Origin of the sequence: Amycolatopsis sp. CB00013, assembly GCF_001905755.1 — a bacterium.
Classification (GTDB): Bacteria; Actinomycetota; Actinomycetes; order Mycobacteriales; family Pseudonocardiaceae; genus Amycolatopsis; species Amycolatopsis japonica.
Window position 1 is genome coordinate 50,359 of sequence record NZ_LIWC01000007.1, and the last position, 25,391, is coordinate 75,749.

The 25,391-nt window shown below is 70.2% G+C and carries 23 protein-coding genes; 16 read left to right on the forward strand and 7 right to left on the reverse strand.

Translation table 11 applies throughout. The features are described from left to right. The first annotated feature begins 167 nt into the window (after positions 1 to 167). Entirely contained in the window at positions 168 to 1,220 is a 1,053-nt protein-coding gene (locus tag AMK34_RS37080; RefSeq protein WP_174492015.1) for a C40 family peptidase, read from the forward strand. Between the two features lie 77 nt (positions 1,221 to 1,297). Next, positions 1,298 to 2,455, forward strand: a complete 1,158-nt coding sequence (locus AMK34_RS37085) for a glycosyltransferase family 4 protein (protein ID WP_198941825.1) — start codon at positions 1,298 to 1,300, stop codon at positions 2,453 to 2,455. A 4-nt stretch (positions 2,456 to 2,459) separates the two neighbouring features. Here AMK34_RS37085 and AMK34_RS37090 read toward each other — a convergent pair whose 3' ends face one another. Then, positions 2,460 to 3,083, reverse strand: a complete 624-nt coding sequence (locus tag AMK34_RS37090; RefSeq protein WP_038510215.1) for a uridine kinase — start codon at positions 3,081 to 3,083, stop codon at positions 2,460 to 2,462. A gap of 124 nt (positions 3,084 to 3,207) precedes the next feature. Between AMK34_RS37090 and AMK34_RS37095 the strand changes: the two genes are divergently transcribed. From AMK34_RS37095 to AMK34_RS37140, 10 genes are all read left to right on the forward strand, one after another. Then, positions 3,208 to 3,561 (forward strand): SRPBCC domain-containing protein, encoded by a 354-nt coding sequence (locus AMK34_RS37095; RefSeq protein ID WP_016336029.1) that lies wholly within the window; start codon positions 3,208 to 3,210, stop codon positions 3,559 to 3,561. 24 nt (positions 3,562 to 3,585) lie between these two features. Further along, a complete protein-coding gene (locus AMK34_RS37100) occupies positions 3,586 to 4,785 on the forward strand; it encodes a cytochrome P450 family protein (protein ID WP_073848455.1) in 1,200 nt (399 codons plus the stop codon). A gap of 25 nt (positions 4,786 to 4,810) precedes the next feature. Next, the gene (locus AMK34_RS37105) at positions 4,811 to 6,091 is read left to right on the forward strand and encodes an adenosylmethionine--8-amino-7-oxononanoate transaminase (protein WP_073848456.1); all 1,281 of its coding nucleotides are present in this window, start codon (positions 4,811 to 4,813) and stop codon (positions 6,089 to 6,091) included. Between the two features lie 239 nt (positions 6,092 to 6,330). Next, the gene (locus AMK34_RS37110) at positions 6,331 to 8,583 is read left to right on the forward strand and encodes a bifunctional SulP family inorganic anion transporter/carbonic anhydrase (protein WP_073848457.1); all 2,253 of its coding nucleotides are present in this window, start codon (positions 6,331 to 6,333) and stop codon (positions 8,581 to 8,583) included. A 533-nt stretch (positions 8,584 to 9,116) separates the two neighbouring features. After that, positions 9,117 to 11,303: a SulP family inorganic anion transporter gene (locus tag AMK34_RS37115; protein WP_198941827.1), complete on the forward strand. Its 2,187-nt coding sequence runs from the start codon at positions 9,117 to 9,119 to the stop codon at positions 11,301 to 11,303. A 49-nt stretch (positions 11,304 to 11,352) separates the two neighbouring features. Further along, a complete protein-coding gene (bioD, locus tag AMK34_RS37120; RefSeq protein ID WP_063277373.1) occupies positions 11,353 to 12,075 on the forward strand; it encodes a dethiobiotin synthase in 723 nt (240 codons plus the stop codon). 84 nt (positions 12,076 to 12,159) lie between these two features. Continuing rightward, on the forward strand, positions 12,160 to 13,176 hold the full coding sequence (bioB, locus tag AMK34_RS37125; protein ID WP_038510228.1) for a biotin synthase BioB: 1,017 nt from the start codon (positions 12,160 to 12,162) through the stop codon (positions 13,174 to 13,176). Continuing rightward, complete coding sequence (gene bsaP / locus AMK34_RS37130) at positions 13,163 to 13,366, forward strand: biotin synthase auxiliary protein BsaP (protein ID WP_073848458.1); 204 nt, start codon at positions 13,163 to 13,165, stop codon at positions 13,364 to 13,366. Before bioB ends, bsaP begins: the two co-directional genes overlap by 14 nt. A 150-nt stretch (positions 13,367 to 13,516) precedes the next feature. Then, positions 13,517 to 14,122: a DUF2567 domain-containing protein gene (locus AMK34_RS37135; protein ID WP_073848459.1), complete on the forward strand. Its 606-nt coding sequence runs from the start codon at positions 13,517 to 13,519 to the stop codon at positions 14,120 to 14,122. 48 nt (positions 14,123 to 14,170) lie between these two features. Beyond that, positions 14,171 to 15,229, forward strand: coding sequence for a M48 family metallopeptidase (locus AMK34_RS37140; protein ID WP_073848460.1), 1,059 nt, complete (start codon positions 14,171 to 14,173; stop codon positions 15,227 to 15,229). A 262-nt stretch (positions 15,230 to 15,491) separates the two neighbouring features. Here AMK34_RS37140 and AMK34_RS37145 read toward each other — a convergent pair whose 3' ends face one another. Next, a complete protein-coding gene (locus AMK34_RS37145) occupies positions 15,492 to 16,208 on the reverse strand; it encodes an LON peptidase substrate-binding domain-containing protein (protein ID WP_016336020.1) in 717 nt (238 codons plus the stop codon). A 40-nt stretch (positions 16,209 to 16,248) separates the two neighbouring features. After that, complete coding sequence (locus tag AMK34_RS37150; protein WP_016336019.1) at positions 16,249 to 16,884, reverse strand: NUDIX hydrolase; 636 nt, start codon at positions 16,882 to 16,884, stop codon at positions 16,249 to 16,251. A gap of 115 nt (positions 16,885 to 16,999) precedes the next feature. Here AMK34_RS37150 and nadA point away from each other — a divergent pair, with 115 nt between their 5' ends. Genes nadA through AMK34_RS37170 form a run of 4 tightly spaced genes read left to right on the forward strand, consistent with a single transcriptional unit; the run spans position 17,000 to position 21,765 of the window. Next, the gene (gene nadA, locus AMK34_RS37155; protein WP_037344779.1) at positions 17,000 to 18,010 is read left to right on the forward strand and encodes a quinolinate synthase NadA; all 1,011 of its coding nucleotides are present in this window, start codon (positions 17,000 to 17,002) and stop codon (positions 18,008 to 18,010) included. Continuing rightward, entirely contained in the window at positions 18,007 to 19,662 is a 1,656-nt protein-coding gene (locus AMK34_RS37160) for an L-aspartate oxidase (RefSeq protein ID WP_073848461.1), read from the forward strand. Before nadA ends, AMK34_RS37160 begins: the two co-directional genes overlap by 4 nt. Next, positions 19,659 to 20,549, forward strand: a complete 891-nt coding sequence (gene nadC, locus AMK34_RS37165; protein WP_038510239.1) for a carboxylating nicotinate-nucleotide diphosphorylase — start codon at positions 19,659 to 19,661, stop codon at positions 20,547 to 20,549. Before AMK34_RS37160 ends, nadC begins: the two co-directional genes overlap by 4 nt. A gap of 46 nt (positions 20,550 to 20,595) precedes the next feature. Beyond that, positions 20,596 to 21,765 carry a S8 family serine peptidase gene (locus AMK34_RS37170; protein WP_073848462.1) on the forward strand — a complete coding sequence of 390 codons (1,170 nt, stop codon included), beginning with the start codon at positions 20,596 to 20,598 and terminating at the stop codon, positions 21,763 to 21,765. A gap of 64 nt (positions 21,766 to 21,829) precedes the next feature. Here the strand turns inward: AMK34_RS37170 and AMK34_RS37175 are convergent, their stop codons facing one another. From AMK34_RS37175 to AMK34_RS37190, 4 genes are read right to left on the reverse strand one after another with little or no spacing between them, the layout of a single operon-like run. Next, entirely contained in the window at positions 21,830 to 22,207 is a 378-nt protein-coding gene (locus AMK34_RS37175) for a hypothetical protein (RefSeq protein WP_073848463.1), read from the reverse strand. A gap of 10 nt (positions 22,208 to 22,217) precedes the next feature. Then, positions 22,218 to 23,564: an alpha/beta hydrolase gene (locus AMK34_RS37180; RefSeq protein WP_073848464.1), complete on the reverse strand. Its 1,347-nt coding sequence runs from the start codon at positions 23,562 to 23,564 to the stop codon at positions 22,218 to 22,220. A 28-nt stretch (positions 23,565 to 23,592) separates the two neighbouring features. After that, the gene (locus tag AMK34_RS37185) at positions 23,593 to 24,894 is read right to left on the reverse strand and encodes a WXG100 family type VII secretion target (RefSeq protein ID WP_073848465.1); all 1,302 of its coding nucleotides are present in this window, start codon (positions 24,892 to 24,894) and stop codon (positions 23,593 to 23,595) included. After that, positions 24,891 to 25,295 carry a hypothetical protein gene (locus AMK34_RS37190; protein ID WP_038510253.1) on the reverse strand — a complete coding sequence of 135 codons (405 nt, stop codon included), beginning with the start codon at positions 25,293 to 25,295 and terminating at the stop codon, positions 24,891 to 24,893. Before AMK34_RS37190 ends, AMK34_RS37185 begins: the two co-directional genes overlap by 4 nt. Positions 25,296 to 25,391: the final 96 nt, after the last annotated feature.

The following is a 25,391-nucleotide window of genomic DNA, read 5'->3' on the forward strand; positions in this document are numbered from 1 at the left end:
GCCACGCGCCAAACCTGTTGCGATAGCACTCGGCCAGGCGCGAGGCGGGAACGCGGGGAACCGCGCGGGCCTCACGGTCGGCGTCGCGGCTTCGCGGAAGAGGGCCCCCGACCTCTTCGTCCCGGGTTCCGAGTCGGTGGCCGACAGCAAAGGAGACACGCGCGACCGTGCAGTCGCATCCAGTCAAGCGCGTGGTGTCAGGAGCTTTGGCCGCGGCCGCGGTGATCACCGCGGTGACAGTGGCCCAGCCTTCAGCCACCGCTGCCCCAGGCCCCGCCCTCCAGCAGCCCCCGTCCGGCTCGGACGCGCTCGCCAAGTACCGCGACCTCGCGGCACAGGCCGAGAAGGCGAACGAAGACCTCCTCAAGGCGAAGGACGACCTCGCCGCGAAGCAGGGTGAGCTCGACAAGGCGACCGCCGACGCCGCCGCAGCCAAGGAGCTCGGCATCAAGGCGGCCGGTGACGAGAAGACCTTCCAGGCCGAGGTGAACAAGTTCGCCGGTGCCTCCTTCACCAGCGGTGTGCAGCTGAACAAGCTGTCGTCGCTGCTGTCGGGCGCGTCGACCCAGGACTTCCTGGAGCGTTCCTCGGCACTCGAGGTCCTCGCCGCGAACAAGAACACCGCTCTGACCAACCTGAGCGGTGCCGTCGCCCAGGCCGCGGCCGCGGCCAAGCAGGCGGCGGACGCCCAGAACACGGCCACCGCCGCCCGTGACACGGCCGCCAAGCTGACCACGGACATCGAGGCGCGCCAGAAGACGCTGAGCGACCAGCTCAAGGAGATCGAGCGGGCCGGCGGCAACCTGAGCGCCTCGGATCGCAACGCCCAGAAGGACAAGGGCGGCGCGTTCCCCAACCTGCCCGCCCCGGGTCCCGCCGCGGCGGCGGCCCTCGCGGCCGCGAAGAGCAAGCTCGGCAGCCCGTACGGCTGGGGTGACACCGGACCGTCGTCCTTCGACTGCTCCGGTCTGATGCTCTGGGCGTACAAGCAGGCCGGTCTGACCCTGCCGCGGTCCAGCCGTCAGCAGTCGACCTTCGGCGCCCCGGTGCAGAGGTCGCAGCTCCAGCCGGGCGACCTGGTGTTCTACAACTCGCCGGTCTCGCACGTCGGCATGTACGTCGGCAACGGCATGATGGTGCACGCGCCGACCACCGGTGACGTCGTCAAGGTGTCGCCGCTGCAGAACAACTACGTCGGCGCCCGTCGCCCGACGGCCTGACGAACAGACGACAAGGGGCGGTACCGCGCAAGCGGTGCCGCCCCTTTCGTATGCGGAGGGCCAAGTAGCCTGCAGGGGTGCTGAGGACCCTGCTGGTGACCAACGACTTCCCGCCCCGGCCGGGCGGTATCCAGAACTACCTGAATTCGCTGGCCACCCGCCTGCCCGCCGACGACCTGGTCGTCTACGCCCCCTCCTGGGAATCGAGCACCGGCTCGCACGGCGAGTTCGACGCCGCCGCCCCGTTCGAGGTGGTGCGTCATCCGACGTCGCTGATGCTGCCGACCCCGGACGTGCTCAAGCGGGCGAAGGAGATCATGCGCGCCCGCGACTGCGAGGCCGTCTGGTTCGGCGCCGCGGCGCCGCTGGCGTTGCTGGGGCATCCGCTGCGTTCGGCGGGCGCGCGCCGGGTGCTGGCGTCGACGCACGGCCATGAGGTCGGCTGGTCGATGCTTCCCGGTTCACGGCAGGCACTGCGGCGGATCGGCGACACCGTCGACGTCGTCACCTACGTCAGCAAGTACACGCGCTCCCGCTTTTCGGCGGCTTTCGGCCCGATGGCGGGGCTGGAGATGCTCCCGTGCGGCGTGGACACCGCGCTCTACCGGCCGGATCCGGCCGCGGGCAAGGAGATCCGCGAGCGGCACGGGCTCGCCGACCGGCCGACGATCGTCTGCGTTTCGCGTTTGGTGCCGCGAAAAGGCCAGGACATGCTGATCAAGATCCTGCCCGAGCTCCGCAAGCGGATCCCGGACGTGGCGCTGCTGCTCGTCGGCGGCGGCCCGTACCGCAAGACGCTCACCGGGCTCGTCGAAGCGCTGGGGGTCGAAGACAGCGTCGTCATCACCGGATCGGTGCCCTGGAAGGAATTGCCCGCGCACTACAACGCGGGCGACGTCTTCGCGATGCCGGCGCGGACGCGCGGGAAGGGGCTCGACGTCGAGGGGCTGGGCATCGTGTACCTGGAAGCCTCCGCGACCGGATTGCCGGTCGTCGCCGGGAATTCCGGTGGTGCGCCGGAAACGGTGCTGGACGAGGTCACCGGGCACGTCGTCGACGGACGCGACGAGCAGCAGCTGAGGGAGACGCTGGCGGCGTTGCTGGCCGATCCGGTGCGGGCACGGCGGATGGGGGCCGCCGGTCGCGACTGGGTCGGCGAGAACTGGCGGTGGGACACCATGGCGAGCCGGCTTTCCGGCCTGCTCGACGGCGACCCCGTCGCGGCGGTGCGCTGAGGAATCAGGGTTCGTAGCGCGCCGGATGTTTCGGATCGTCGACGCGGATCACCACGTCCGACAGCGCCGACGGATCGACTTCCTGTTCGTAGCGCGCATAAGCGGGGAGCGCCCAGGCGTCCGGCACCCGCCGCCTCAGCGCGCCGGGGGAGAGCCACAGATGCACGCTCAGGTCGAACGCGAGCCCCGCGCCGAACAGGAACTCCCCGTCCAGCAGGACGACGCCGCCCTCGGGCAGTTCGACGCGTTCGGCGCGCGTGGCGCGATCACGGACCGGATCCCATAGCGACGGAAGGACGAGACCGCTGCCGTCCTCTGCGAGCGGGTCGAGCACTTCGCGCCGCAGGGCGCCAAGGTCGAGCCAGTCGCTGTAGCGCGAGTCCGGGTCCTCTTTGCCACGTTCGAAGCGCAATGAAGCGGGGCGCAGGAAGTCGTTCGCCGAGATCCGCAACACCGCGTGACCGGCGATCCGCAGGGGATCGACCAGGGCGTCGGCGAGTTCTGTGGTGTTGGTCGCACCGGCCGCGCCGTCGACGGCGACCGCGATCCGGCGGCGGCCCGTGATCGAGGTGATGCGTTCGGTCAGTTCGGACACCAGCAGAGCGGGAGAAATCGGACGGTAGCGCACGGGAAGACATCCTCCACCCGGACCGGTGACTGCCGCACGGTACACCCGATGGGATGATGGCCCGGTGACCAAGACAACGGCCAAAACAGCCGGAAGTGGTTGGCAGGTAGGCGTTTCCCAGACGGTGCCGTACAGCGGCACCCAGGTGTGGGACTTCCTGGTCGGACGCGAGGGTGTGGGCATCTGGCTCGGTCCGGGCGCCGAACTCGGCCACGAGCTGGGCGCGGCGTACGAGACGGCCAACGGGACGACCGGCGAGATCCGCGGTCGCTCCGAAGGCGACAAGCTCCGGCTGACCTGGCGCCCGAAGGACTGGGACCACGACTCGACCCTGCAGATCACGGTGAGCGGTACCGACCAGAAGACCACGCTCCGGTTCCACCAGGAATGGCTCGCGGGCGCCGACGAGCGCGAGGAACAGCGGGCATACTGGACCGAAGTGACCGAGCGAGTCGTGGCCGCGCTGGCCGAACGCTGACCGGCGCGCCGGGGAGGCGTACCGATGGGGGAACCGAGGAACCTGGACTGGGATCTCGTCCAGGAGTCACACCGGGTTTCGGCGCTGTTGCGTGAAGAGGGCCCGGCCCGCAAGGTCCGCCTGCCGCGCGGCCTCGCCACCTGGATCGTCACCGGATACGCCGAAGCCCGCGCGATCCTCGCGGATCCCCGTGTGGGCAAGGATCCGGCTGCCATCCAGCGTCTCTTCGAACGCGACGGCTTCGAATCCGCGGCCGACAGCGCCGTACGCGCGCTCGGCGCGCACATGCTCAACTCGGATCCGCCGGACCACACGCGGTTGCGCAAACTGGTCAACCAGGCCTTCACCTCGCGTACGGTTTCCCGGCTGCGGCCGAGGATCGAGCAGATCACCGCGGAACTGCTGGACGGCATCGGCGACGCCGAGCGCGTCGACCTGCTGCCCGTTTTCGCCGTCCCGTTGCCGATCCGGGTGATCTGCGAACTGCTCGGCGTCCACGCGGGCGACCAGCCGGCGTTCGCGACCTGGTCGAACACGATGGTCGCCTGGTCGACGCCGGAGGAACTCCAGGCCGCGGCCGCGAAGATGCACGCGTACCTCGTCGACCTCATCGAAGAGAAACGCGCCGAGCCCGCCGAAGACCTGCTTTCGGGCCTGATCCACGCCAGCGACGAAGGCGATTCACTCACCGCGGACGAATTGCTGGCCATGGCGTTCCTGCTGCTGGTGGCCGGATTCGAGACGACGGTCAACCTGATCGCGAACAGTGTCTTGGCGCTGCTTCGCGAGCCGGAACAGCTGGCCGCCCTGCGCGCCGATCCCACGCTGCTGCCCGGCGCGGTCGAGGAGTTCCTGCGCTACGACGGCGCGATCCACCTGGCGACCATCCGATTCACCAAGGAAGCCGTGCCCGTCGGCGAAGTCGAGATCCCGGCGGGCGAGTTCGTGCTCGTCTCCCTGCTCGGCGCGAACCGGGACGCCGGACGTTTCGAAGACCCGGACCGCCTGGACGTCACGCGTTCGGCGTCGGGACATCTCGCGTTCGGCCACGGCATCCACCACTGCGTCGGCGCCCCGCTGGCCCGTCTGGAGGCCGAGATCGCCTTGCGCGGGCTGCTGGAGCGGTTCCCCGACCTCGGCCTGGACGCCGAACCGGAAACGTTGCGGTGGCGGGAAAGCACCCTGGTCCACGGGCTGGAGACCCTCCCTGTGCGCCTGCGCTGAGGAGGGCGTGTCGTAGGGTCGCCGGATGGACGCCGCCGAACTCCTCGCGCTCGACGCGGAACACGTCTGGCACCCGTACGGGCCGATGCCGAGCACGATCGACTCCCTGCTGGTCCGCGAGGCGAGCGGGGTCCGGCTCACCCTCGACGACGGCCGCGAACTGGTCGACGGCATGTCGTCCTGGTGGGCGGCGATCCACGGCTACCGGAACCCGGTGCTGGACGCGGCGCTGGCGGAGCAGGCGGGCCGGATGAGTCACGTGATGTTCGGCGGGCTCACTCACGAACCGGCCATCAGGCTGGCCAAGACCCTGGTCGACCTCGCGCCGGAGGGGTTGCGGCACGTCTTCCTGTGCGACTCGGGCTCGGTTTCGGTCGAGGTCGCGGTCAAGATGTGCCTGCAGTATTGGCAGTCGGTGGGGCGCAAGGAAAAGCGGCGCCTGATGACCTGGCGCGGCGGCTACCACGGCGACACGTTCACGCCGATGAGCGTCTGCGACCCCGAGGGCGGGATGCACTCGCTGTGGCGTGGGATCCTGCCGGACCAGCTGTTCCTGCCCAGGCCGCCCGGCGGGTTCGCCGACGAGCCGGATCAGGACTACCTCGACCTGCTCGCCACCGAGATCGGGCGGCACGCGGGCGAACTGGCCGCGATCATCGTCGAGCCGGTCGTGCAGGGCGCCGGCGGTATGCGGTTCCACCCGCCCGCGTACCTGCGCGCGCTGCGCGAGATCACCGAAGCGAACGACGTCCTGCTCATCTTCGACGAGATCGCCACCGGTTTCGGCCGCACCGGCCGGATGTTCGCCGCCGAGCACGCCGGGGTCACGCCCGACGTACTGTGCCTCGGCAAGGCGCTGACCGGTGGGTACCTGACGATGGCGGCGGCGCTGTGCACGCCGGAGATCGCCGACGGGATTTCGCGCGGTGAGCTGCCCGTGCTGGCGCACGGCCCGACGTTCATGGCGAACCCGCTGTCCTCGGCCGTCGCCAATGCCTCCCTGGGGATCCTGGCCGAAGGCGGCTGGAAGTCCGACGTGCCGCGGATCGAGGCCGCGCTGAAGGCCGGGCTCGAACCGGCTCGCGAGCTGCCGTCGGTCGCCGACGTGCGGGTGCTCGGCGCGATCGGCGTGATCGAACTGGACCATCCCGTGGACATGGCGGTGGCGACGGAGGTCCTCACCGGGAACGGGGTCTGGCTGCGCCCGTTCCGGAACCTGATCTACACGATGCCGCCCTACATCTCCGAGGCGGAAGACCTCGTCGCGATCACTTCCGCAATGGTCTCGGCCGCACAAAAAGCGTAAAAACGGCGAAGTTCAGCCCAAAGAGTGTGACAGCGGCCACAGCAATCCGGAGAGGCCACGCTGGGTACAGAGCGTGGTCGCGAGTTGATCTTGGTCAAGCGAACGGGCGAGTCCGATCGGGGTCCTTCTCGGGCGGTTTGCCCCGAAAGCCTGGTATGCCCTAGTTCTCGGGTGCACAAGCAAACCTGAGAAACCTTTGCGTAGCGGACTTTTGCGCGCGGATCGGGTTTCCTGCCCCCATGATCGACATCGTTGGTGACGAGCACGACACCGGGCCTCCGGGCCGCCGCAATCCCGCATCGACCCTCCTGACGAACCTTCGCCACGACGTTCCGGCTTCGGTCGTCGTCTTCCTCGTGGCCGTCCCGCTTTCGCTCGGCGTCGCCCATGCCGCCGGAGCACCCTTGCTCGCCGGACTCGTCTCCGCCGTCGTCGGCGGGATCGTCGCGAGCTTCTTCGGCGCCTCCGCCCTCCAGGTCAGCGGTCCCTCCGCCGCGCTGACCATCGTCATCGCGGAGACCATCGCCACCTTCGGCTGGGCCGCCACCTGCGCGATGACCGCCGCGGCGGGCGTGGTCCAGATCCTCTTCGGCCTCACCCGCGTGGCACGGGCGACGCTGGCGATCTCACCCGCGATCGTGCACGGCCTGCTCGCCGGGATCGGCCTGATCCTCGTCCTCGGCCAGTTGCACGTGGTTCTCGGCGGTGTGGCGCGGAGTTCCACGATCGAGAACATCCTCGCGCTGCCGGGCCGGATCGTCGGCCACCACGACCAAGCCGCGCTCGTCGGCGTGGTCACCGTCGGTGTCCTGCTGGCGTGGACCCGGCTGCCGCGTACGGTGCGCCGCGTCCCCGGCCCGCTGGCCGCCGTCGCGCTGGCGACCGGCCTTTCCGTCGCGGCGGGGATGGACCTGCCGCGCGTCGACCTCCCGAACGGGCTGCCGGGGCTGGGTTTCGTCCCCCAGGCGCCGTCCGGATCCTTGGCGGCGATCATCGCCGCCGTCCTCTCCATCGCGCTCATCGCCAGCCTGGAGAGCCTGCTTTCCGCCGTCGCCATCGACAAACTCCGCGACGGGCCGCGCACCGACCTCAACCGCGAACTGGTCGGCCAGGGCCTCGCGAACGTCGCCGCCGGTTCGCTCGGCGGCTTCCCGGTGACCGGCGTCGTCGTGCGCACCATGACCAACTTCGAAGCGGGCGCCCGCACCCGGATGTCGGCGATCCTGCACAGCGTCTGGATCCTCGGCTGCTGCCTGTTCCTGGCGGGCGCGCTGCGGTTGATCCCGCTCGCCGCGCTGGCCGGCCTCCTCGTCCACGTCGGCGCCAAACTGGTCAACATCACCAGCCTCCGCGAGGTCCGCCGCCACGGCGACCTGCCGGTCTATCTCGCGACCCTGATCGGCGCGGTCGCCGTCAACCTGCTGACCGGCGTCGCCGCGGGGATCGCGGTGGCGCTCGCCTTGATGCTGCGCCGGATGCTGTTCTCCGGGATCCACGTCGAACGGGACGGCTCGCGCACCCGCGTCGTCATCGAGGGCGCGCTCACTTTCCTTTCCGTGCCAAGGCTCACGACCGTCCTGGCCGAAGTCCCCGAGCGGGCGGAGGTGACGCTGGAGCTGTTCGTCGACTACCTCGACCACGCCGCTTTCGACTGCCTGCGCGGCTGGCAGCGCGCGTACGAACGCGCCGGGGGAACGGTGATCGTCGACGAGATCGGGCATCCGTGGTTCGAACGCGGCAAGGCGGGCGTGCCGACCGTGCGCCGCGGCGTCGCGTCCCGGGTGGTGCCGCGCTGGCTGGCACCATGGTCGCAATGGCAGGCCGAACATCTCGAACTGCCGAGTCAGCGCGGCGGCAGTGTCCCGTTGTGCCGCGGCGCTTCGGAGTTCCAGCGGCGGACGGCGCCGCTGCTGCGCAGCACCTGGGACGGGCTGGCGAACGGGCAACAGCCGCATACGCTTTTCATCACCTGTGGCGACGCGCGGATCGTGCCGAACCTGATCACCACGAGCGGACCGGGCGACCTGTTCACCGTGCGGAACATCGGGAATCTCGTCCCGCGCGCGGAAGCGGATTTCTCGGTGGGGGCGGCGATCGAGTACGCCGTCGGGCTGCTGCGGGTGCGGGAAGTGGTGGTGTGCGGGCATTCCGGCTGTGGCGCGATGAAGGCGTTGCTCGGGGACGCGCCCGACGGCCTCGCGCATCTCGGCGGCTGGCTCCGCCACGGCGAGGCGACCATGCGGCGCAGGGAAAGCGAAGGGCCGGTGCTGCTCGACGGCGAACGGCCGGCGCACGAAGGCGATCGGCTCGCGCTGCACAACGTGGTGCAGCAACTGGAAAACCTGCGCTCGTACCCGGTGGTCGACGCCGCGCTGGCGTGCGGGGAACTAAGGCTGACGGGGATGTACTTCGACGTCGGGAAGGCGAACGTGTACCTGCTCGACGAAGCGCTGCGGTCGTTCACGTCGGCGGCGGCCCCGGTGAAGTCCTGAGTTAGGGCGATCACGCGTGATCGGAGCTTTCGCGTGACGGGAGGGACGACACACGTGATCAGACGGACGACACGTGTGTCCAGGCGGACGGCTCGCGTGTGTCGTCCCTCCAGTCACGCGTGTCGTCCGATGGATCACGTGTGTCGTCCGCAACACGCCACCTTGCCTTATCTCTCAAGAGAACCCGAGTCGCCACTCACGTCGGCGGCGGCCCCGGTGAAGTCCTGAGTTAGGGCGATCACGCGTGATCGGAGACCGATCTCGCGTGATCAGAGGCGGAACTCGCGTGATCGCGCGAGATCCGCCTTCAATCACGCGAGATCCGGCTTCGATCACGCGAGATCGGGGCGTGGCTTGGCCGGGCGCCCAACCGATATTTCCCAGGATTCGGGACCGGATAAGGCTTTTCGCAACGCGGGGGACATCTCCGGGCAACGAATCGGGCCGAAAGTGGGCCACGCCACCCGTCCGTTGGGTGATATTCACTCGATCAGGTGGTGCATATCGGACAATTCACCAGTTTCCTGGTGATCATGAAACAACCTCTCGCCGTGCTTCGTCACGACCTGCCCGCCTCGTTGGTGGTGTTCCTCGTCGCCGTCCCGCTTTCACTCGGGATCGCTCTCGCGTCAGGGGCGCCGATCGTCGCGGGGCTGATCGCGGCCGTGGTGGGAGGTGTGGTCGCCGGGGCGCTCGGCGGCTCGGCGCTTCAGGTGAGCGGCCCCGCCGCCGGCCTGACGGTGATCATGGCCGAGACCATCGCGACCTTCGGCTGGGCGACCACCTGCGCGATCACCGTCGCCGCGGGCGCGCTGCAGATCCTGCTGGGGCTGAGCCGTATCGCCCGCGCGGCGCTCGCCATCTCGCCCGCCATCGTCCACGGCATGCTGGCCGGAATCGGCGTCACGATCGTCCTCGGCCAGCTCCATGTCGTGCTGGGCGGATCGGCGCAGAGTTCGGCGCTCGAGAACATCGCGCAACTGCCCGCGCAGATCGTCGGCCACCACGACACCGCCGCGCTGATCGGTGTGCTCACGATCGGCATCCTGCTCGTGTGGCCGCGGCTGCCCAAGGCCGTCCGCAAGGTGCCCGGCCCGCTCGCCGCGATCGCGCTGGTGACCGTGCTTTCCGTCGCCACCGCGATGACCCTGCCCCGCGTCAACCTGCCGGGTGACCTGCTCAACATCCGCTTCGCGCCCGAATTCCCGGACACCGGCTGGGGCGCGTTCGCCGTCGCGGTGGTCACCATCGCCCTGATCGCGAGTGTGGAAAGCCTGCTGTCGGCCGTCGCCGTCGACAAGATGCACACGGGGCCGCGGTCGAACCTCGACCGCGAACTGATCGGCCAGGGTGCCGCGAACATGACTTCCGGCGCGCTCGGCGGCCTCCCGGTCACCGGTGTGATCGTCCGCAGTTCGACCAACGTCACCGCCGGCGCCCGCACCCGGGCGTCCGCGATCCTGCACGGCGTCTGGATCCTGGTGTTCGTCGCCGCGTTCGCCGGGCTCATCCAGAACATCCCGCTCGCCGCGCTGGCCGGCCTGCTCGTCCACGTCGGCGCGAAACTGGTGAACCCCGGCCACATGAAGCAGGTCCTCAAACACGGCGACCTGGGGCTGTACCTGGTGACGCTCGCCGGTGTCGTCGTCTTCGACCTGCTCACCGGCGTCCTGCTCGGTATCGCGCTTTCGGTGCTGCTGATGCTGAGGCGCACCGTGTGGTCCGGGATCCACGCCGAGCGCGACGGCGACGAATGGCGCGTCGTCGTCGAGGGCGTCCTGACGTTCCTTTCGGTGCCGAGGCTCAGCCGTGTGCTCGCGACCGTGCCCGACGGCGCGAAGGTGACCCTGGAACTGGTCGTCGATTACCTCGACCACGCCGCCTTCGAGAGCCTGTCGAACTGGCAGCAGGGCCACGAACGCGCGGGCGGCACGGTGATCGTCGACGAGGTCGGGCATCCGTGGTTCGCCAAGGGCAAGTCCGGCGATCCCACGCTGACCCGGACGGCGGCGGCGCGGTCGGTGCCGCGGTTCCTCGCGCCGTGGTCCGACTGGCAGGCCAAGGACGTCGAACTGCCCGGGCAGCGCGGCGGGCCCACCCTGCGCGGGGCGACGGAGTTCCAGCGGCGCACGGCCGCGCTCATGCAGCCGGCGCTCAGCAAACTGGCGGGCGGCCAGTCGCCGCACACCCTGTTCATCACCTGCGGGGACGCGCGGATCGTGCCGAACATGATCACCACGAGCGGTCCCGGCGACCTGTTCACCGTGCGCAACATCGGAAACCTGGTGCCCGCCCGCCGGGCCGATCCGTCGATGGGCGCCACCGTCGAGTTCGCCGTCGGCGTGCTGAAGGTGCGCGAGATCGTGGTCTGCGGTCATTCCGGCTGCGGCGCGATGCAGGCGCTGGCCACCGGAGCCCCGGACGGCGCGCCGATGCTGGCCTCCTGGCTGCGGCACGCCGAGCCGAGCGCGCGCCGCGAAGCGCCGGTGACACTCGACGGCGACCGTCCGGACACCGAGGTCGACCGGCTGGCGCTCAAGAACGTGCTGCAGCAGCTGGAGCATCTGCGCCACTATCCGCTGATCGCCGAAGCGGAGGCGCGCGGCGAGCTGCACCTGACCGGGATGTACTTCGACGTCGGGGCGGCGCAGGTCTACCTGTCGGACGAGGGAAGCCCGTCGTTCACTCCCGTCGGGGCCGTCACCACATCCGGGGGCTAACGGAAGCCGTTCAGCGCGACTCGATCCGGACCCACTAAGTTCAACGCACGTGAGCATGCTGGTCATGACCGGCACCGGTACGGGTGTCGGCAAGACGATCTCCACCGCCGCCATCGCCGCTCTGGCCGCCGGTCAGGGCCAGCGTGTCGCCGTGCTGAAACCGGCGCAGACCGGAGTGGGCCCGGACGAGCCGGGCGACCTCGCCGACGTCCTTCGCCTCGCCGGTCCGGTCACCACCCGTGAGCTGCGGAGATATCCGGATCCGCTGTCGCCGGAGGCGGCGGCCAGGCTTTCGGGGCTGCCGACGCTCGCTCCGAGCGAGATCGCCGCCGCGGCGAGCGACCTCGACGGCGAACACGACCTGACCCTCATCGAGGGCGCGGGCGGGCTGCTGGTCCGGTTCGACGCCGACGGGGCCACGCTGGCCGATGTCGCGTGGTCGCTGGGCGCGCTGGTCATCATCGTCGCCGAGGCCGGGCTGGGCACCCTCAACGCGACCGCCCTGACCGCCGAGGTCGCCACCAAACGTGGGCTGACCGTGGCCGGGGTGATCATCGGATCCTGGCCGGACGAGCCGGATCTGGCGGCGGTGTCGAACCTGCGGGACCTGCCGGTCGCCGCCGGGGCCCCGCTGCTGGGCGTGCTGCCCGCCGGGCTGGGCACGGCCGGACCCGAGGAGTTCGCGGACCGGGCCAAGGCGGGTCTCTCGCCGTGGTTCGGCGGGGAGTTCGACCCGGAATGCTTCGTCGGCCGCGCGTCGGCACAGAAGTGACCTGCGTCGCTGTGGCCGAGCCGCCCGGTCGTGCACGATGATGTGCCTTCGCTTCACCGCCCCACCCCGAACAGGAGCCGCCTCGTGACCACTGCCCCGGAGACCGTCGACATCCTCGCCGTGGCGCGTGACCAGGTCCTCGAGCGTGGTGTCGGGCTCGGCGAGGAGCAGATCCTCGAAGTCCTGCGGCTCGACGACGACCACCTGACCGACCTGCTGGCGCTGGCCCACGAGGTCCGGATGCGCTGGTGCGGCCCCGAGGTCGAGGTCGAGGGCATCATCAGCCTCAAGACCGGCGGCTGCCCGGAGGACTGCCACTTCTGCTCGCAGTCCGGCCGGTTCCCGACGCCGGTGCGGTCGGCGTGGCTGGACATCCCCGGCCTGGTCAAGGCCGCCCGCCAGACCGCCGAGACCGGCGCGACCGAGTTCTGCATCGTCGCCGCCGTCCGCGGCCCCGACAAGCGGCTGCTCTCGCAGGTCCGCGAGGGGATCAAGGCCATCCGCGAGGACGGCAACGACATCCAGATCGCCTGCTCGCTCGGCATGCTCACGCAGGAGCAGGTCGACGAGCTCGTCGAGATGGGCGTGCACCGCTACAACCACAACCTGGAGACCGCGCGCTCGCATTTCGCGAACGTCGTCACCACGCACACGTGGGAAGAGCGCTGGGAGACCCTGCGCATGATCCGCGAGGCGGGCATGGAGGTCTGCTGCGGCGGCATCATCGGCATGGGGGAGAGCATCGAGCAGCGCGCCGAGTTCGCCGCGCAGCTGGCCGAGCTGAACCCGGACGAGTGCACGATGAACTTCCTCATCCCGCAGCCGGGCACGCCGTACGAGGGCTACGAGGTCGTCGAGGGCAAGGACGCGCTGCGCACCGTGGCCGCGTTCCGGCTCGCGATGCCCCGCCCGCTGCTCCGCTTCTCCGGTGGCCGTGAGCTGACCTTCGGCGACCTGGGCACCAAGCAGGGCATGCTCGGCGGTATCAACGCGATCATCGTCGGCAACTACCTGACCAACCTCGGCCGCCCGGCCACCGCGGACCTGGCGATGCTCGACGAGCTGAAGATGCCGGTGAAGGCGATCAGTGACGTCCTCTGACCCAGCGGCGTACTGCGTCCACTGTGGACAGACGTCCGACGGTGGCGTGGAACATCCGGCCTGCCACAACCCCAGAACGGCACTCGAGCCGCCGCGGTACTGCACGTACTGCGCGCGGCGGATGGTCGTCCAGATCACCCCGGTCGGCTGGACGGCCCGGTGCAGCCGTCACGGTGAACTCGCCGGCTGACTTCCCGCATTTAGTCCTCTGAATGCGGTAGTTGCACGCGCAAGCATCGCGTTCAGAGGACGAAACGCGGGGCGATATGTGCCGGGTCGCGTGCGCAGGGGGCGTCATTGGTTACGCTCTGCACAAGCAGCTCGAGGGAGGAGTCCGGGGTTGGGCGAGACGACGGGTAAACCGGCGCACCTGTCTTCCAGCGTGCCCGACCCCTGGTCGGTGCCCGTACTGCCGAGGCCACGCCGCCCGTTCCCCAAGGTCGTCGTCAAGGCCGATCTGCTGCCGGCGGTCAGCGTCCTGTCGACGGCGGGGCTGCTCGGCTTCCCGCTGGCCTGGCTGTGGGCGCGGATGGCGCCGCCCCAGCGGATGCGGGTGATCAACGACCACGGCGGCCTCGCCCCACTGGAGCTGGAGAGCTGGCACCGCTTCGACGACCTCGCCGTCTACGGTTTCCTCGCGCTCGGCGCCGGGCTGCTGATCGGCATCGTGACCTGGCTGCTGCGGGAACGCCGCGGGCCGGTCGTGCTGATCGCCGCGACCGGCGGCGCGACCCTCGCGGGCTGGCTGGGGACCACGATGGGCGTCTCGTTCGCCAACGGCCGCTACGAGATCGGCGCGGCGCCCGCCGTCGGCGACGTCATCGCGAAGGCGCCGCAGATCGAATCCCCGTGGATCATGCTCGCCGCGCCGTTGATGACGACGCTGGCGTACACGCTGCTGACCGCGTGGAACGGACGGGAAGACCTGGGTCGCCGCCTCGGCTGACGAATTTCCTCTAGGGTGGGCCAGGACACATCTCTAGGGGGCTTTCTCTTGACCGACGACATCGAGGTTTCCCGGCACAACGCCGTCCGCTTCCCGGGTATCAGCCCGCGCGCGTACGAACACCCCGTCGACCGCGGCGCACTGGCCACCCTGCGCGCCGTTCCGGGGTTCGCGCAGGTCGTGAAGGCGGTTTCGGGCTTCTACGCCGAACGCGGCGAGCGGCTCATGGCGCTCGCGTCCGCGATCCGGGTCGGCCCGAAGCAGTATCCGGAACTGGACAGGCTGCGCAACGAATGCGCCGAAACACTCGATCTCGACCGCGTGCCGAACCTGTTCGTCGCCCGCAGTCCCGAGGTCAACGCGCAGACGATCGGGATGGACGAGCCGTTCATCGTGCTCAACACCGCGGCCGTCGAGGCGATGGACCTCGCGTCGCTGCGGTTCGTGATCGGGCACGAGATGGGGCACGTGCTGTCCGGGCACGCGGTGTACCGCACGATCATGATCCGGCTGATCGGCCTGCAGATGTCGATGTCGTGGACGCCGGTGAGCGCCATCGGCATCCGCGTCGTCATCGCGGCGCTGCGCGAGTGGTACCGCAAGGCCGAACTGTCCTGCGACCGCGCCGGGCTGCTGTGCTCGCAGGACCCGACGGCGGCGTTGCGTTCGCAGATCCTGGTCGCGGGCGGGATCGACCCGTCGAAGATCGACATCCCGGCGTTCCTGCAGCAGGCGTCGGAGTACGAGTCGGTCGACGACATCCGCGACAGCTACCTGAAGCTGCGTTACGTCGAGACGATGTCGCATCCGCTGGCCGTCGTGCGTGCCGCCCAGTTGCAGAAATGGGCGGCGTCCGAGGAGTACCGGGGGATCCTGGCCGGCGAGTACCCGCGCCGTGACGAGGACGCGCCTTCGTCCACCTGGACCGACGACCTGAAGTCGGCCGCGAAGTCGTACAAGGACTCCTGGAACAGCTCGACCGACCCGCTGACGAAGGTGTTCAGCGACGTCGGCGAGGCGGTGTCCGGGGCGGCGGGCAAGGTGTGGAGCAAGTTCGGTACCGGCAACGGGTCGGACGATGGGGGTTCCACGGAGTCGGGCAAGTAGCGCTTCGCGAGTGTCATGAAAGGGCCGTTCAGGACGTTTCTTGTCCTGAACGGCCCTTTCATGACGCGGGAGCAGCGACCCGCGAGTGCTATGAAAGGTCCTTTCCTTGCAAATTTTGCAAGGAAAGGACCTTTCATAGCGTCAGGGGCAGGGGAGGACGGGCTGAAGGGGACTTTCACCGCGTCTCGTGTGGTGAAGGGAGCTTTCGCCACATGACATGCGGGCAGAGCGCCCTTCACCCCTCCCCAGAGGGCTCGGCGCTTCAGTTCAGGTTCGAGGGGCGCGTGAACTCGCCGAGTTCCCCCGGCGGCATCGGGACCGCGCCCAGTGTGCTCAGGAACCCGGCCTCCCGTGTCAGCAGGCGGCACGCGATCCGCAGCCGCCGCAGCGGGTTCGTCTCCTCCAGCAGGCGCTGCCGGTCCTCCAGCGGGAGCAGGCAGTCGGCGGTGAGCCGGTACGCGAGCGCCGCGATGTCGCCGTCTTCGGGCGGGGTGGTCCAGTCTTCGTCGTTCCAGGCGGACTCGCAGTAGCGCCGGTGCGCGGCCTTCGCGACGTCGGCGAGCCTGGTCACGGTGTCGCCGTGCACCGTGGCGATGCGGTCGTCGGGCACCCATTCGACCGAGCCGATCAGGTACGGCGCGGAAACGCGGTCGATCTCCAGCAGCCGAAACCGGCGCCGTGCGGTGGTGACGACGTCGAATCTGCCGTCCGGCAGCCGTTTCGCCTCGCGCAACACCGTGCTGCAGCCGAATTCGTGGACGTGTTCGGGCCCGCTGACCTCCCTGATCATCGCCGAACGCAGCGCGACGACCCCGAACTCGCGGTCCGGGACGACTTCGGCGACGAGGTCGGCCATCAGCTGCCGGTACCGCGGTTCGAAGATGTGCAACGGAAGGTGTGTTCCGGGCAGAAGCACGGTCTGTAGCGGGAACAGCGGCAAGATCGCCTTCCCGGTGGACTCCTCGCTCGGCTCGGTCACCCGTTCAAGGTACGGGGACCGGGAGGACTTCGCAGGACGGTCACTTCCCGGTGGGCGGACGGAACACCGCGAACGGGTCGGTGATCTGCATCCCCTTGCCCGCGAAGGAGAACAGCGCCGCCGGACGGCCGCCGCTGCGCCCTGGCGGAGCGGTGTGGCCGGTGGGCAGGAGCAGCCCGCGCCGGGACAGCACACGCTGCAGGTTCGTCGCGGACACGCGGTAACCCAGCGCAGCCGAGTACAGCCTCCGCAACGCCGAAACGGTGAACTCTTCCGGGGCCAGCGCGAAGCCGAGGTTCGTGTAGCAGAGCTTCGAGCGGAGCCGGTCCCGCGCGCGCAGGACGATGGACTCGTGGTCGAACGCCGTCCGGGGTAGCTCGGAAACGTCGTGCCACTCGGTGTCTTCGGGGATCTCGGGGTCCACATCGGACGGTACGAGGCCGAGGAACGCCGTCGCGACGACGCGGGGGCCCGGCACCCGGTCCGGCGCGCTGAAGACCGCCAATTGCTCCACATGCTTCAGCTGGCGTACGTCGACCTTCTCCGCGAGCTGCCGCCGGATGGACGCTTCGACGTCTTCATCCGGGCGAAGCCTGCCGCCGGGAAGGGACCAGCGACCCAGGTGCGGATCGAGCGCGCGCCGCCACAGCAGGACCCGGAGTGTGTCCGAGCGCACTTGAAGGACCGCCCCCAAGACCTCGTGGGCGAGGGGGGTCTGGGTGTTAAGATGACTTCGCACGGTTTTCGATTATAAGGCGAAAACCGGAGACAGGTCCAGGAGGGCCAGAACGATGACGAGCACTCTGCAGAACGACTTGACCCCGTACGGTGGCGTGGTCGCCGACGCGGCTTGGGCGGAGGAGGTGCGCAGCCTCGCGCGCAAACGCGACGCCGTCCTGCTCGCGCACAACTACCAGGTCCCCGAGATCCAGGACATCGCCGATTTCACCGGCGACTCCCTCGCGCTCAGCCGTATCGCGGCGAGCAGTGACGCGTCCACCATCGTCTTCTGCGGCGTGCACTTCATGGCCGAGACGGCGAAGATCCTGGCGCCGGAGAAGACGGTCCTGATCCCGGACGCGCGGGCGGGCTGCTCGCTGGCGGACTCGATCACCGGCGACCAGCTCCGTGCCTGGAAGGCCGAGCACCCCGGCGCGGTCGTCGTGTCGTACGTGAACACCACGGCCGAGGTCAAGGCGGAGACCGACATCTGCTGCACGTCGTCGAACGCCGTCGACGTGGTCGCCTCCATCCCCGCTGACCAGGAAGTTCTCTTCCTGCCGGACCAGTTCCTCGGCGCGCACGTCAAACGCGTGACCGGCCGGGAGAACATGCACATCTGGGCCGGGGAGTGCCACGTGCACGCCGGGATCAACGGCGCCGAGCTGGCCGAGCGGGCCTCGGAGAACCCGGACGCCGACCTGTTCATCCACCCGGAATGCGGCTGCGCGACCTCGGCGCTGTACCTGGCGGGCGAGGGTGCCGTCGCCCCCGAGCGGGTCAAGATCCTCTCGACCGGCGACATGGTCCACGCCGCCCGTGACACCAAGGCGAAGTCGGTCCTCGTGGCCACCGAGATCGGGATGATCCACCAGCTGCGCAAGGCCGCGCCGGAGATCGACTTCCGCGCGGTGAACGACCGGGCGTCCTGCCGGTACATGAAGATGATCACGCCGGCCGCCCTGCTGCGGTCGCTGCGCGAGGGAGCCGACGAGGTCCACGTCGACGCCGAAACCGCCGCCCGTGCCCGCGCTTCCGTGCAGCGCATGATCGAGATCGGGCAGCCTGGCGGCGGAGAATGACCGACCCGGTTACCGCTCTCCAGGCGAAAACCCACCCGGTCTGGGAGGCCGCCGCCGATCTCGTGGTGATCGGCAGCGGGGTGGCCGGGCTCACCGCCGCGCTGCGCGCGCAGGAGCTCGGCCTGCACGTCCTGGTGGTCACCAAGGCGACGGTCTCCGACGGCAACACCCGCTGGGCGCAGGGCGGTATCGCGGTCGTGCTGGAGGGCGAGCACGAGCGGGGCGATTCGGTCGGCAAGCACGCCGAGGACACGCTCACCGCTGGTGCCGGGCTCTGCGACGAGGACGCCGTCCGGTCGATCATCGCCGGCGGCCCGGCCGCGGTGGCCCGGCTGCGGGCCGAGGGGGCGCGCTTCGACCCCGCGGCAGAAGGGCGGCCCGAACTTGCCCGCACCCGGGAAGGTGGGCACAGCGCGTTCCGCGTCATCCACGCGGGTGGCGACGCGACCGGCGCCGAGGTCGAGCGGACGCTGGTCGCGACGGCCGGAGGACGGCGGATCCCGGTGCTGGAGCACCACATCGCCGTCGACGCGATCCGCACGCCCGCGGGCGAGGTCGTCGGGGTGACCGTCCTGGACCACAACGGTGTGCCCGGTGTCGTCCGGGCGCCCGCGGTGCTGCTGGCCAGCGGCGGACTGGGGCAGCTTTATCAGGCGACGTCCAATCCGGAACTCGCCACGGGGGACGGGTTGGCGCTGGCGTTGCGCGCGGGAGCGCAGGTCGCGGACGTGGAGTTCGTCCAGTTCCACCCGACGGTCCTGTTCACGCCCGGCGCGCGTGGCCGGCTCCCGCTGGTCACCGAGGCGGTACGCGGCGAGGGCGCGACCCTGCACGACGCGACGGGTGCCTCGGTGATGCGCGGGGTCCACCCGCTCGGGGATCTCGCGCCCCGGGATGTCGTTTCCGCGGCCATCACGCGCCGCATGGTCCAGGCGCCCGGCGGAGTCGACGACCACGTCTTCCTCGACGCCACCGGGATTTCCGGCTTCGCCAAAAGGTTCCCGACCGTGCACGCGGCGTGCGCGGCGATCGGGCTGGACCCGGCGAAGGAGCCGATCCCGGTCACGCCCGCGGCGCATTTCGCCTGTGGCGGCGTGGTGACCACTGTGGACGGACGGTCCGGTGTTCGCGGTCTCTACGCCGCGGGCGAGGTCGCGAGGACGGGTCTGCACGGCGCGAACCGCTTGGCCTCCAACAGTTTGCTCGAAGGCCTCGTGGTCGGGCGGCGGGTGGCCGACGCGATCGCCGCCGATTTCGCCATCGGGCGGCTGGCCGATCCGCGTCGCGGTGTGCTCGCGCCTCCCGTGCAGGCGCCGGTGGCCGACCGTGACGCGTTGCAGCGGGCGATGAGCCGGTACGCCGCCATCGGCCGCGACGCCGAAGGGTTGTCGGTCGTCGGTTCGGTGCTGGATCTTTCGGTCGTCGAGAGTCCTTTGTGGACGCCTCGGATCGTCGAGGACGCGGCGCTCACCCTGGTGGCGGAGGCCTTGGTCGCGGCGGCCGCGCGCCGGACGGAATCCCGCGGCTGTCACGTACGGACCGATTTCCCCGAACGCGACGACGACAGCTGGCAGCGCGGTCAGCTCATCCGGCTCAGCCCGTCGGGGCAGCCGGTGCTGGCCGATCCGATCGCTTTGGAGGGTGTGGCATGAGCGAATTCTCCCCGTGGGTCGTCAAGGCGCTGGCCGATCACGGCCTCGACGTCGCCGACGTGCAGCGCGTCGTCACGACTGCGCTGGCTGAGGATCTGCGATATGGGCCCGACGCGACGACGAACGCCACCGTGCCCGAATCCGCGCGTGCGCTTGCCGAACTCACGCCGAGGACGGCCGGGGTGGTCGCCGGGATCCCGGTGGCGCTGGCGGTGTTCGACGTCGTGCTCGGTTCGAGCCTGGAGATCCTGGCCGCCCGTGACGACGGCGATCGGCTGACCGCCGGTGAGCCCGCACTGGTCGTGCGCGGTCCGGTGAGGGGCCTGCTCACCGCCGAACGCACCGCGCTGAACCTGCTGTGCCACCTGTCCGGTATCGCCACCGCGACCGCCGCCTGGGTGGCCGCGGTGGAGGGAACCGGTTGCCGGGTCAGGGATTCCCGCAAGACGCTGCCCGGCCTGCGGTTGCTGGAGAAGTACGCCGTCCGCGCGGGCGGCGGGGTGAACCACCGGCTCGGGCTCGGCGACGCGGTGCTGATCAAGGACAACCACGTGGTCGCCGCCGGTTCGGTGACCGCCGCGCTCGCCGCCGCGCGCGAGCACGCGCCCGAACTGCACTGCGAGGTCGAGGTCGACGACCTCGCCCAGCTGGAGGAGGCGCTCACCGCGGGCGCCGACGAGGTGCTGCTGGACAACTTCACGCCCGACGAATGCGCGAAGGCGGTCGACCGGCGTGACGAGGTTTCCCCGAAGACCCGCCTGGAATCCTCGGGTGGTCTGCGGCTCGACGTCGCGCGGGCGTACGCGGAGTCCGGTGTGGACTTCCTCGCCGTCGGGGCACTCACGCATTCCTCACCCGCACTCGACCTCGGGATGGACCTGCGCTGACCTCCGGCACTAGAATTCCCTTGTGTGACAAGGGGATTCTGGAGGAATGGTGGGCTTTGCCGGTAAAAGTGCCGTCGCGGGATGCGTCGGTTTCATGGCACTGCTCGGCACCCCCGTCCCGTCGACGGCGGTCGCCGAGCAGTGCGCCAACCCGACGGGCACCTACACCGCCGCCGTTCCGTGGGGCCAGCGGCTGATCGATCCGGTGCGGCTCTGGCCGCTGTCCCGCGGCACCGGCCAGCTGGTCGCGGTGATCGGCACCGGCGTCGACGGCGGCAACGGCCAGTTCGCGCCGGGGCAGCTGCTCGGCGGGCCGGGCACCGAGGCCGAAGACTGCGACGGCCGGGGCACGATCGCCGCCGGGATCGTCGGCGCGCAACCGGATCCGTCCACGACGTTCACCGGGATCGCGCCCGGCGCCAAGATCCTGCCGATCCGCTACACCCAGGTGAACGGCGGCGGCGATCCCGGGCAGCTCGCGGGCGCCATCGAAACCGCGCTGAACCGCGGCGCCGGGATCATCCTGATCGCCGTCCCGGCCGCCTCCGACAGCCCCGCGCTGACCGGCGCCGTCTCGCGCGCCAAGGAGAAGGGCGCGCTGATCGTCTCGCCCGCCGCGGGGACCCAACAGGGCCAGACGTCGTACCCGACGGCCACGCCGGGCGTGCTCGCCGTGGGTTCGACGAACCAGGCAGGCGAGGCCGTACAGACGGAATCCGGTTCGTACGTGGGGATTTCCGCGCCCGGCGCCGAGCTGGTCAGCACGTCCGCCGGCGCGGGCGGGACGGTGGCGCACCGGTGGCCGGTGAGCGACCCGAGCCTGGCCGCCGCGCACGTCGCCGGGGTCGCCGCGCTCGTGCGCGCGTATCACCCCGAGCTGTCGCCGGAGCAGGTCGTCGCGCGGCTGACGCTGACCGCGCACCGCGGTCCGAGCGGTGGACACGATCCCCGCCGGGGCTGGGGCGCGATCGACGCCTACGCCGCCGTTTCCGCCTCGATCCCCGCAGGTACACCCGGCCCGGGAGGGCCGCCGAGCGTCGGTCCGGACACCTTCGTGGTCCCCGCGGCGGCTCCGGCACCCACCAGGGCGGACAAGGTCTCCGGTGTGCTCGCCATCTCCGGGGTGGCCCTCGCCATCGCGGCGGGCGTCGTGGTGGCGGCGGTCCGGCGAGGCAAGCGCCGGGGCTGGAAACCTTCGCGATTCCGCGCCTCGTGAGCGGCAGCGGTGTACTGGGGGACACCGCCACCGCTCACGAGGTCTTTCGCGACCCCCTGGGGTTTTAGGGGACGGATACGCAGGCGGTCGAGCCCACGATGGCCACGCCGTCGCCGACGCGGGAGACGTGCACGTTGAAGTCGGCGCCGTCGCGGCTGAACTGCGCGATCAGCTCACGCGGGTTGCTGCGGTCGCGCCACTGCCAGCCCTGGCTCTCCAGCATGGGCAGGACGTCGTCGACGAGTTTGCGGATCGCGTCGGTCGCGTCGTCCACGCGGAGGCCGTACTGCCAGCAGAGCGACCGGCCCGGCTGGGTGGGGTCGCAGTCCAGTTCGCCTTCCACGGTGCGCTCCGCGGTGGTGCCGAAGGTGCCCGCGACACCGTCGATGACCGCCGTGAGGTCCTCGGCCAGCGGGTCGAGTTCGGTGTGCTTCGTGATCATGAACAGTCCCTCACAAGCCTCGTCCGACGCCTTCGATGACCATCTCGCGCAGCGAGCCGCCGGTGAAGCCTTCGTGCGTGACCGCGCCGCCCGTGATCACACCGTAGATGTTGTTCCACGAATCGGAACCCGGTTTGAGCACACCGCTGTGGGAATCGAAACCCCATTGCAGATCGCCGTTCGCGTCGCGGCCGGTTTCCAGTTCGACGACGCCGGGGAAGCGGTCGGGGTCCGCTCCGTGCCCGGCGCCGAGCCATTCGATGAGGCCGGCGTTGCCCTGCGCGACCACGATCGGGTCGAAGGGGGCCGTCATGGAGTACCGCTGCACACCGGCCTGGCTGGCCGGGAGGTCGCTCGGGCTCCAGATCCCGTGTCCCATGCCCGCGGACTCGACGTGCAGCACCTGATCGGCCTTCAGCCCGAGCTGCTCGGCGAGGCCCACGGTCGCGCCGCCATAGCTGTGCCCGACGGCGGTGACCACCACACCCGGTCCGGCGTGGCTGTCGATCTGGCCGCGCAGTTCGTCGCCGAACGCCTTGAGATCGGGCGCCATCGTCTGCGCGTAGTGCGCGGCCGGGCCTTCGGTGACGACGTTCTGGGGGAAGACCCCGTCGGCCCAGACCACCATCGCGGTCCGGCCGGTGGCGTCCGCGGCGACCAGGCTCTTGCCGAGGTCGGCGTAGCTCTGGAAGTTGTCGAACGAGGTGTTGACGCCGGGGACGAACAACCCGACGTTGCGGGTGCCCGGCTCGATGCGGCCGACCAGTTCGACGATGCGCCCGTTCCCGGACGGGTCGAACCGCAGGATCTGCCGGTCGTTGGCGAGGATGTCCTCATACAGCGCGATCCGCGTACGTGCGCTCGCGATGTCGTCGGCTTTCCCGCCCTGTGCCAGGAGGTTCGCGAGCCGCTCGCGTTCGGCGGTCAGGGCGTCGGTGACCTTCGTGCGGTTCTCGGCGATCGCGGTCGCCCACGAGCCGGTGTCGGCCGCGCCGCCGACGCCTGCCGGATTCCCGGCCTTGGGCAACGGGTTCTCCGGCATCAGCGACCGGTACGAGGCGGCGACCTGGACGTCGGCGCGCCGGTATCCGCCACCCGCGGCAGTCAGTCCCTGATGGATCACCGTCGCCTTGGTGATCTGGCCGTCGAGTTTGCCCGAGACGTCTTTGATCGTCTTGGTGTACGTGGCCGAAGCCGCGCTGGAAGCCGAAACCTGGCCGAACGCGGTCGCGGGGACGTTCTCACCCGCCAGCGCGGTCTGCGCCGTCTTGAGCACGCCTGCGCGCTGTTCGAGTTCGGCCGCCGCCGCTTCGAGCCTGGCGGGGGCGACTCGGTAACCGCCCGCACTGGATGCCATCACCGAGCCGCCTCTCCTGGTCGGGAAATCAGTACTGTTCGGGTTCTTCGCCGAGCACGGCGGGAGCGACCGGGGACGACTGACCCCAGACGTTCTCGGTCTCCACGAGCCACGGCGGGATCCGCCGTCCGGAACCCATGTCGCCGCCCGCGCCCATGCCCATCGGCATCATGGGCATCATCGGCATCGCGCCCTTGGCCGCCGCCGCGCCCGCGGCACCGGCCGCTCCGCCCGCGAGCCCGCTCATCGCGCTGCCCGAGCCGCCGTCGCCAGCCAGACCGGAGAACGCGGCCGGGGCCTCGCCGGGGCCGGAGAACCCGCCACCGCCGGCGCCGATCGCGCCACCGTCCAGCGACGGCGCGCCACCACCACCGACCGGGATACCGCCGCCGGCGCCACCCGCGGTCGCGCCCGCCGCACCGGCACCGCCACCCGCGGGCTCGCCGTTCTTGTCCTTGTCGTTCTTGCCGTTCGCCCACGCGGGCACCCGCGGCATGATCGAGCCGAACCGGCCGAACGCGGCGGCCGAGGCCGCGGCGAGACCGGCGGTGAACATGTCGCCGAACAACGGGTTCGACTTGGGCGGCTGGCCGGGCTGCCCGGCGGTGGGCGGCGTGGAGCCGTCCGAGGGCAGCGGATGCGTGTTGTCGCCCGGAACGACGCCGACGTTCGGCGTCCCGCCGATGTTGTTGCCGATCGAACCGCCAGGGGCCGTGCCGCCACCGGTGACCGGAGGCGGGGCGACGGCGTTCGGCGAGGCCGGAATCGACTCCTCGGCCGTGGAGTACTCGCCCGCGAGCTGCGTCATCACCACGATCGCCTTGCTGTGCGCCGCGCTGGCCGCGCCCGCCGCCTGCTGCTGCGCTTCGACGTTCGCGATGGCCTGCTGACGCTGCTGGGCGGCGTTGATGATCGTCGCCTGCGACGAATCCGGCGGCAGGAGCGGCGGATTGACGGCCAGCGCGAGATCGGCGGGGGAGACGTCCGGCACCGCGACCGGCGGCGGCATCTCCTTCTTGGCCTTCACCAGCGCGTCCGCCGCGTCCTCGAGGAGGTGGTTCATCGCGTTCGCGGTCTGGGCGACCTTGCGGATTCCGCCGACGAGGTCGGTGATCATCGTGTGGTACTTGTCGGCCGCTCCGCCGGTCCAGCTGGTGGAGAAGTCCTTCAGCTCGCCGGTCAGGTTCTCGGCCTGTTCGAACAGCCCGGAGCCGGTGGACTGCCATTTGTGGGCCGCGTGGCGGGCCGTGTTGGGGTCGCCCGCCTGAAGCATCGCGTAGAGCTGCTGGTGCGAATACGCGGCGAAGTTCGTGTGAGCGGTGTCGGTCATCCCTTGTTCCCCCCGCCGTTCGAGCCGCTGTTACCGCCCAGCACGCCCCCGAGGACGTTGAGCAGCGGATCGAGCAGCCCGGTCTGCTGGCTCGAGTGGTTCATGTCGCCCGCCACCGAATCGTCGGCCGCCGCGTAACCGTCGGCGACGGTCGTCGTGACGTCCTGCGCGAACGTGATCGCGCCCTTGACCTGATCCAGCAGGCCCTGCATCTCGGCGACGGCCGCCTGGTGCGCCTTGTTGAGTGAACCCGCCTCCCCGAACTCGCCGAACAGCAACGGCTGTTCGCTCAGGGTCAGCAGGAAGTCGTTCGGCTTGGACATCGCGTGGATCTGGGTCTCCAGTTCCCGCACGAAGTCCTTCAGTGATTCCAGATGGACGTAGTACGACTGGTCTTGCATTGATCCCGGCTCTCTCGAAATCGGCCATGCCAACAAGGGACGACTACGCGCAAAGCCGGCCGGCCGGTGCCGAGGGGGGTGAAAGCACCGGCCGGC

Coding starts and splice junctions, on each gene's coding strand:
- AMK34_RS37100 (WP_073848455.1), top strand. CDS start 3,586: ATGGGGGAACCGAGGAACCTGGACTGGGATCTCGTCCAGGAGTCACAC.
- AMK34_RS37105 (WP_073848456.1), top strand. CDS start 4,811: ATGGACGCCGCCGAACTCCTCGCGCTCGACGCGGAACACGTCTGGCAC.
- AMK34_RS37110 (WP_073848457.1), top strand. CDS start 6,331: ATGATCGACATCGTTGGTGACGAGCACGACACCGGGCCTCCGGGCCGC.
- AMK34_RS37115 (WP_198941827.1), top strand. CDS start 9,117: ATGAAACAACCTCTCGCCGTGCTTCGTCACGACCTGCCCGCCTCGTTG.
- nadA (WP_037344779.1), top strand. CDS start 17,000: ATGACGAGCACTCTGCAGAACGACTTGACCCCGTACGGTGGCGTGGTC.
- AMK34_RS37160 (WP_073848461.1), top strand. CDS start 18,007: ATGACCGACCCGGTTACCGCTCTCCAGGCGAAAACCCACCCGGTCTGG.
- nadC (WP_038510239.1), top strand. CDS start 19,659: ATGAGCGAATTCTCCCCGTGGGTCGTCAAGGCGCTGGCCGATCACGGC.
- AMK34_RS37170 (WP_073848462.1), top strand. CDS start 20,596: ATGGTGGGCTTTGCCGGTAAAAGTGCCGTCGCGGGATGCGTCGGTTTC.
- AMK34_RS37175 (WP_073848463.1), bottom strand. CDS start 22,207: ATGATCACGAAGCACACCGAACTCGACCCGCTGGCCGAGGACCTCACG.
- AMK34_RS37180 (WP_073848464.1), bottom strand. CDS start 23,564: ATGGCATCCAGTGCGGGCGGTTACCGAGTCGCCCCCGCCAGGCTCGAA.
- AMK34_RS37185 (WP_073848465.1), bottom strand. CDS start 24,894: ATGACCGACACCGCTCACACGAACTTCGCCGCGTATTCGCACCAGCAG.
- AMK34_RS37190 (WP_038510253.1), bottom strand. CDS start 25,295: ATGCAAGACCAGTCGTACTACGTCCATCTGGAATCACTGAAGGACTTC.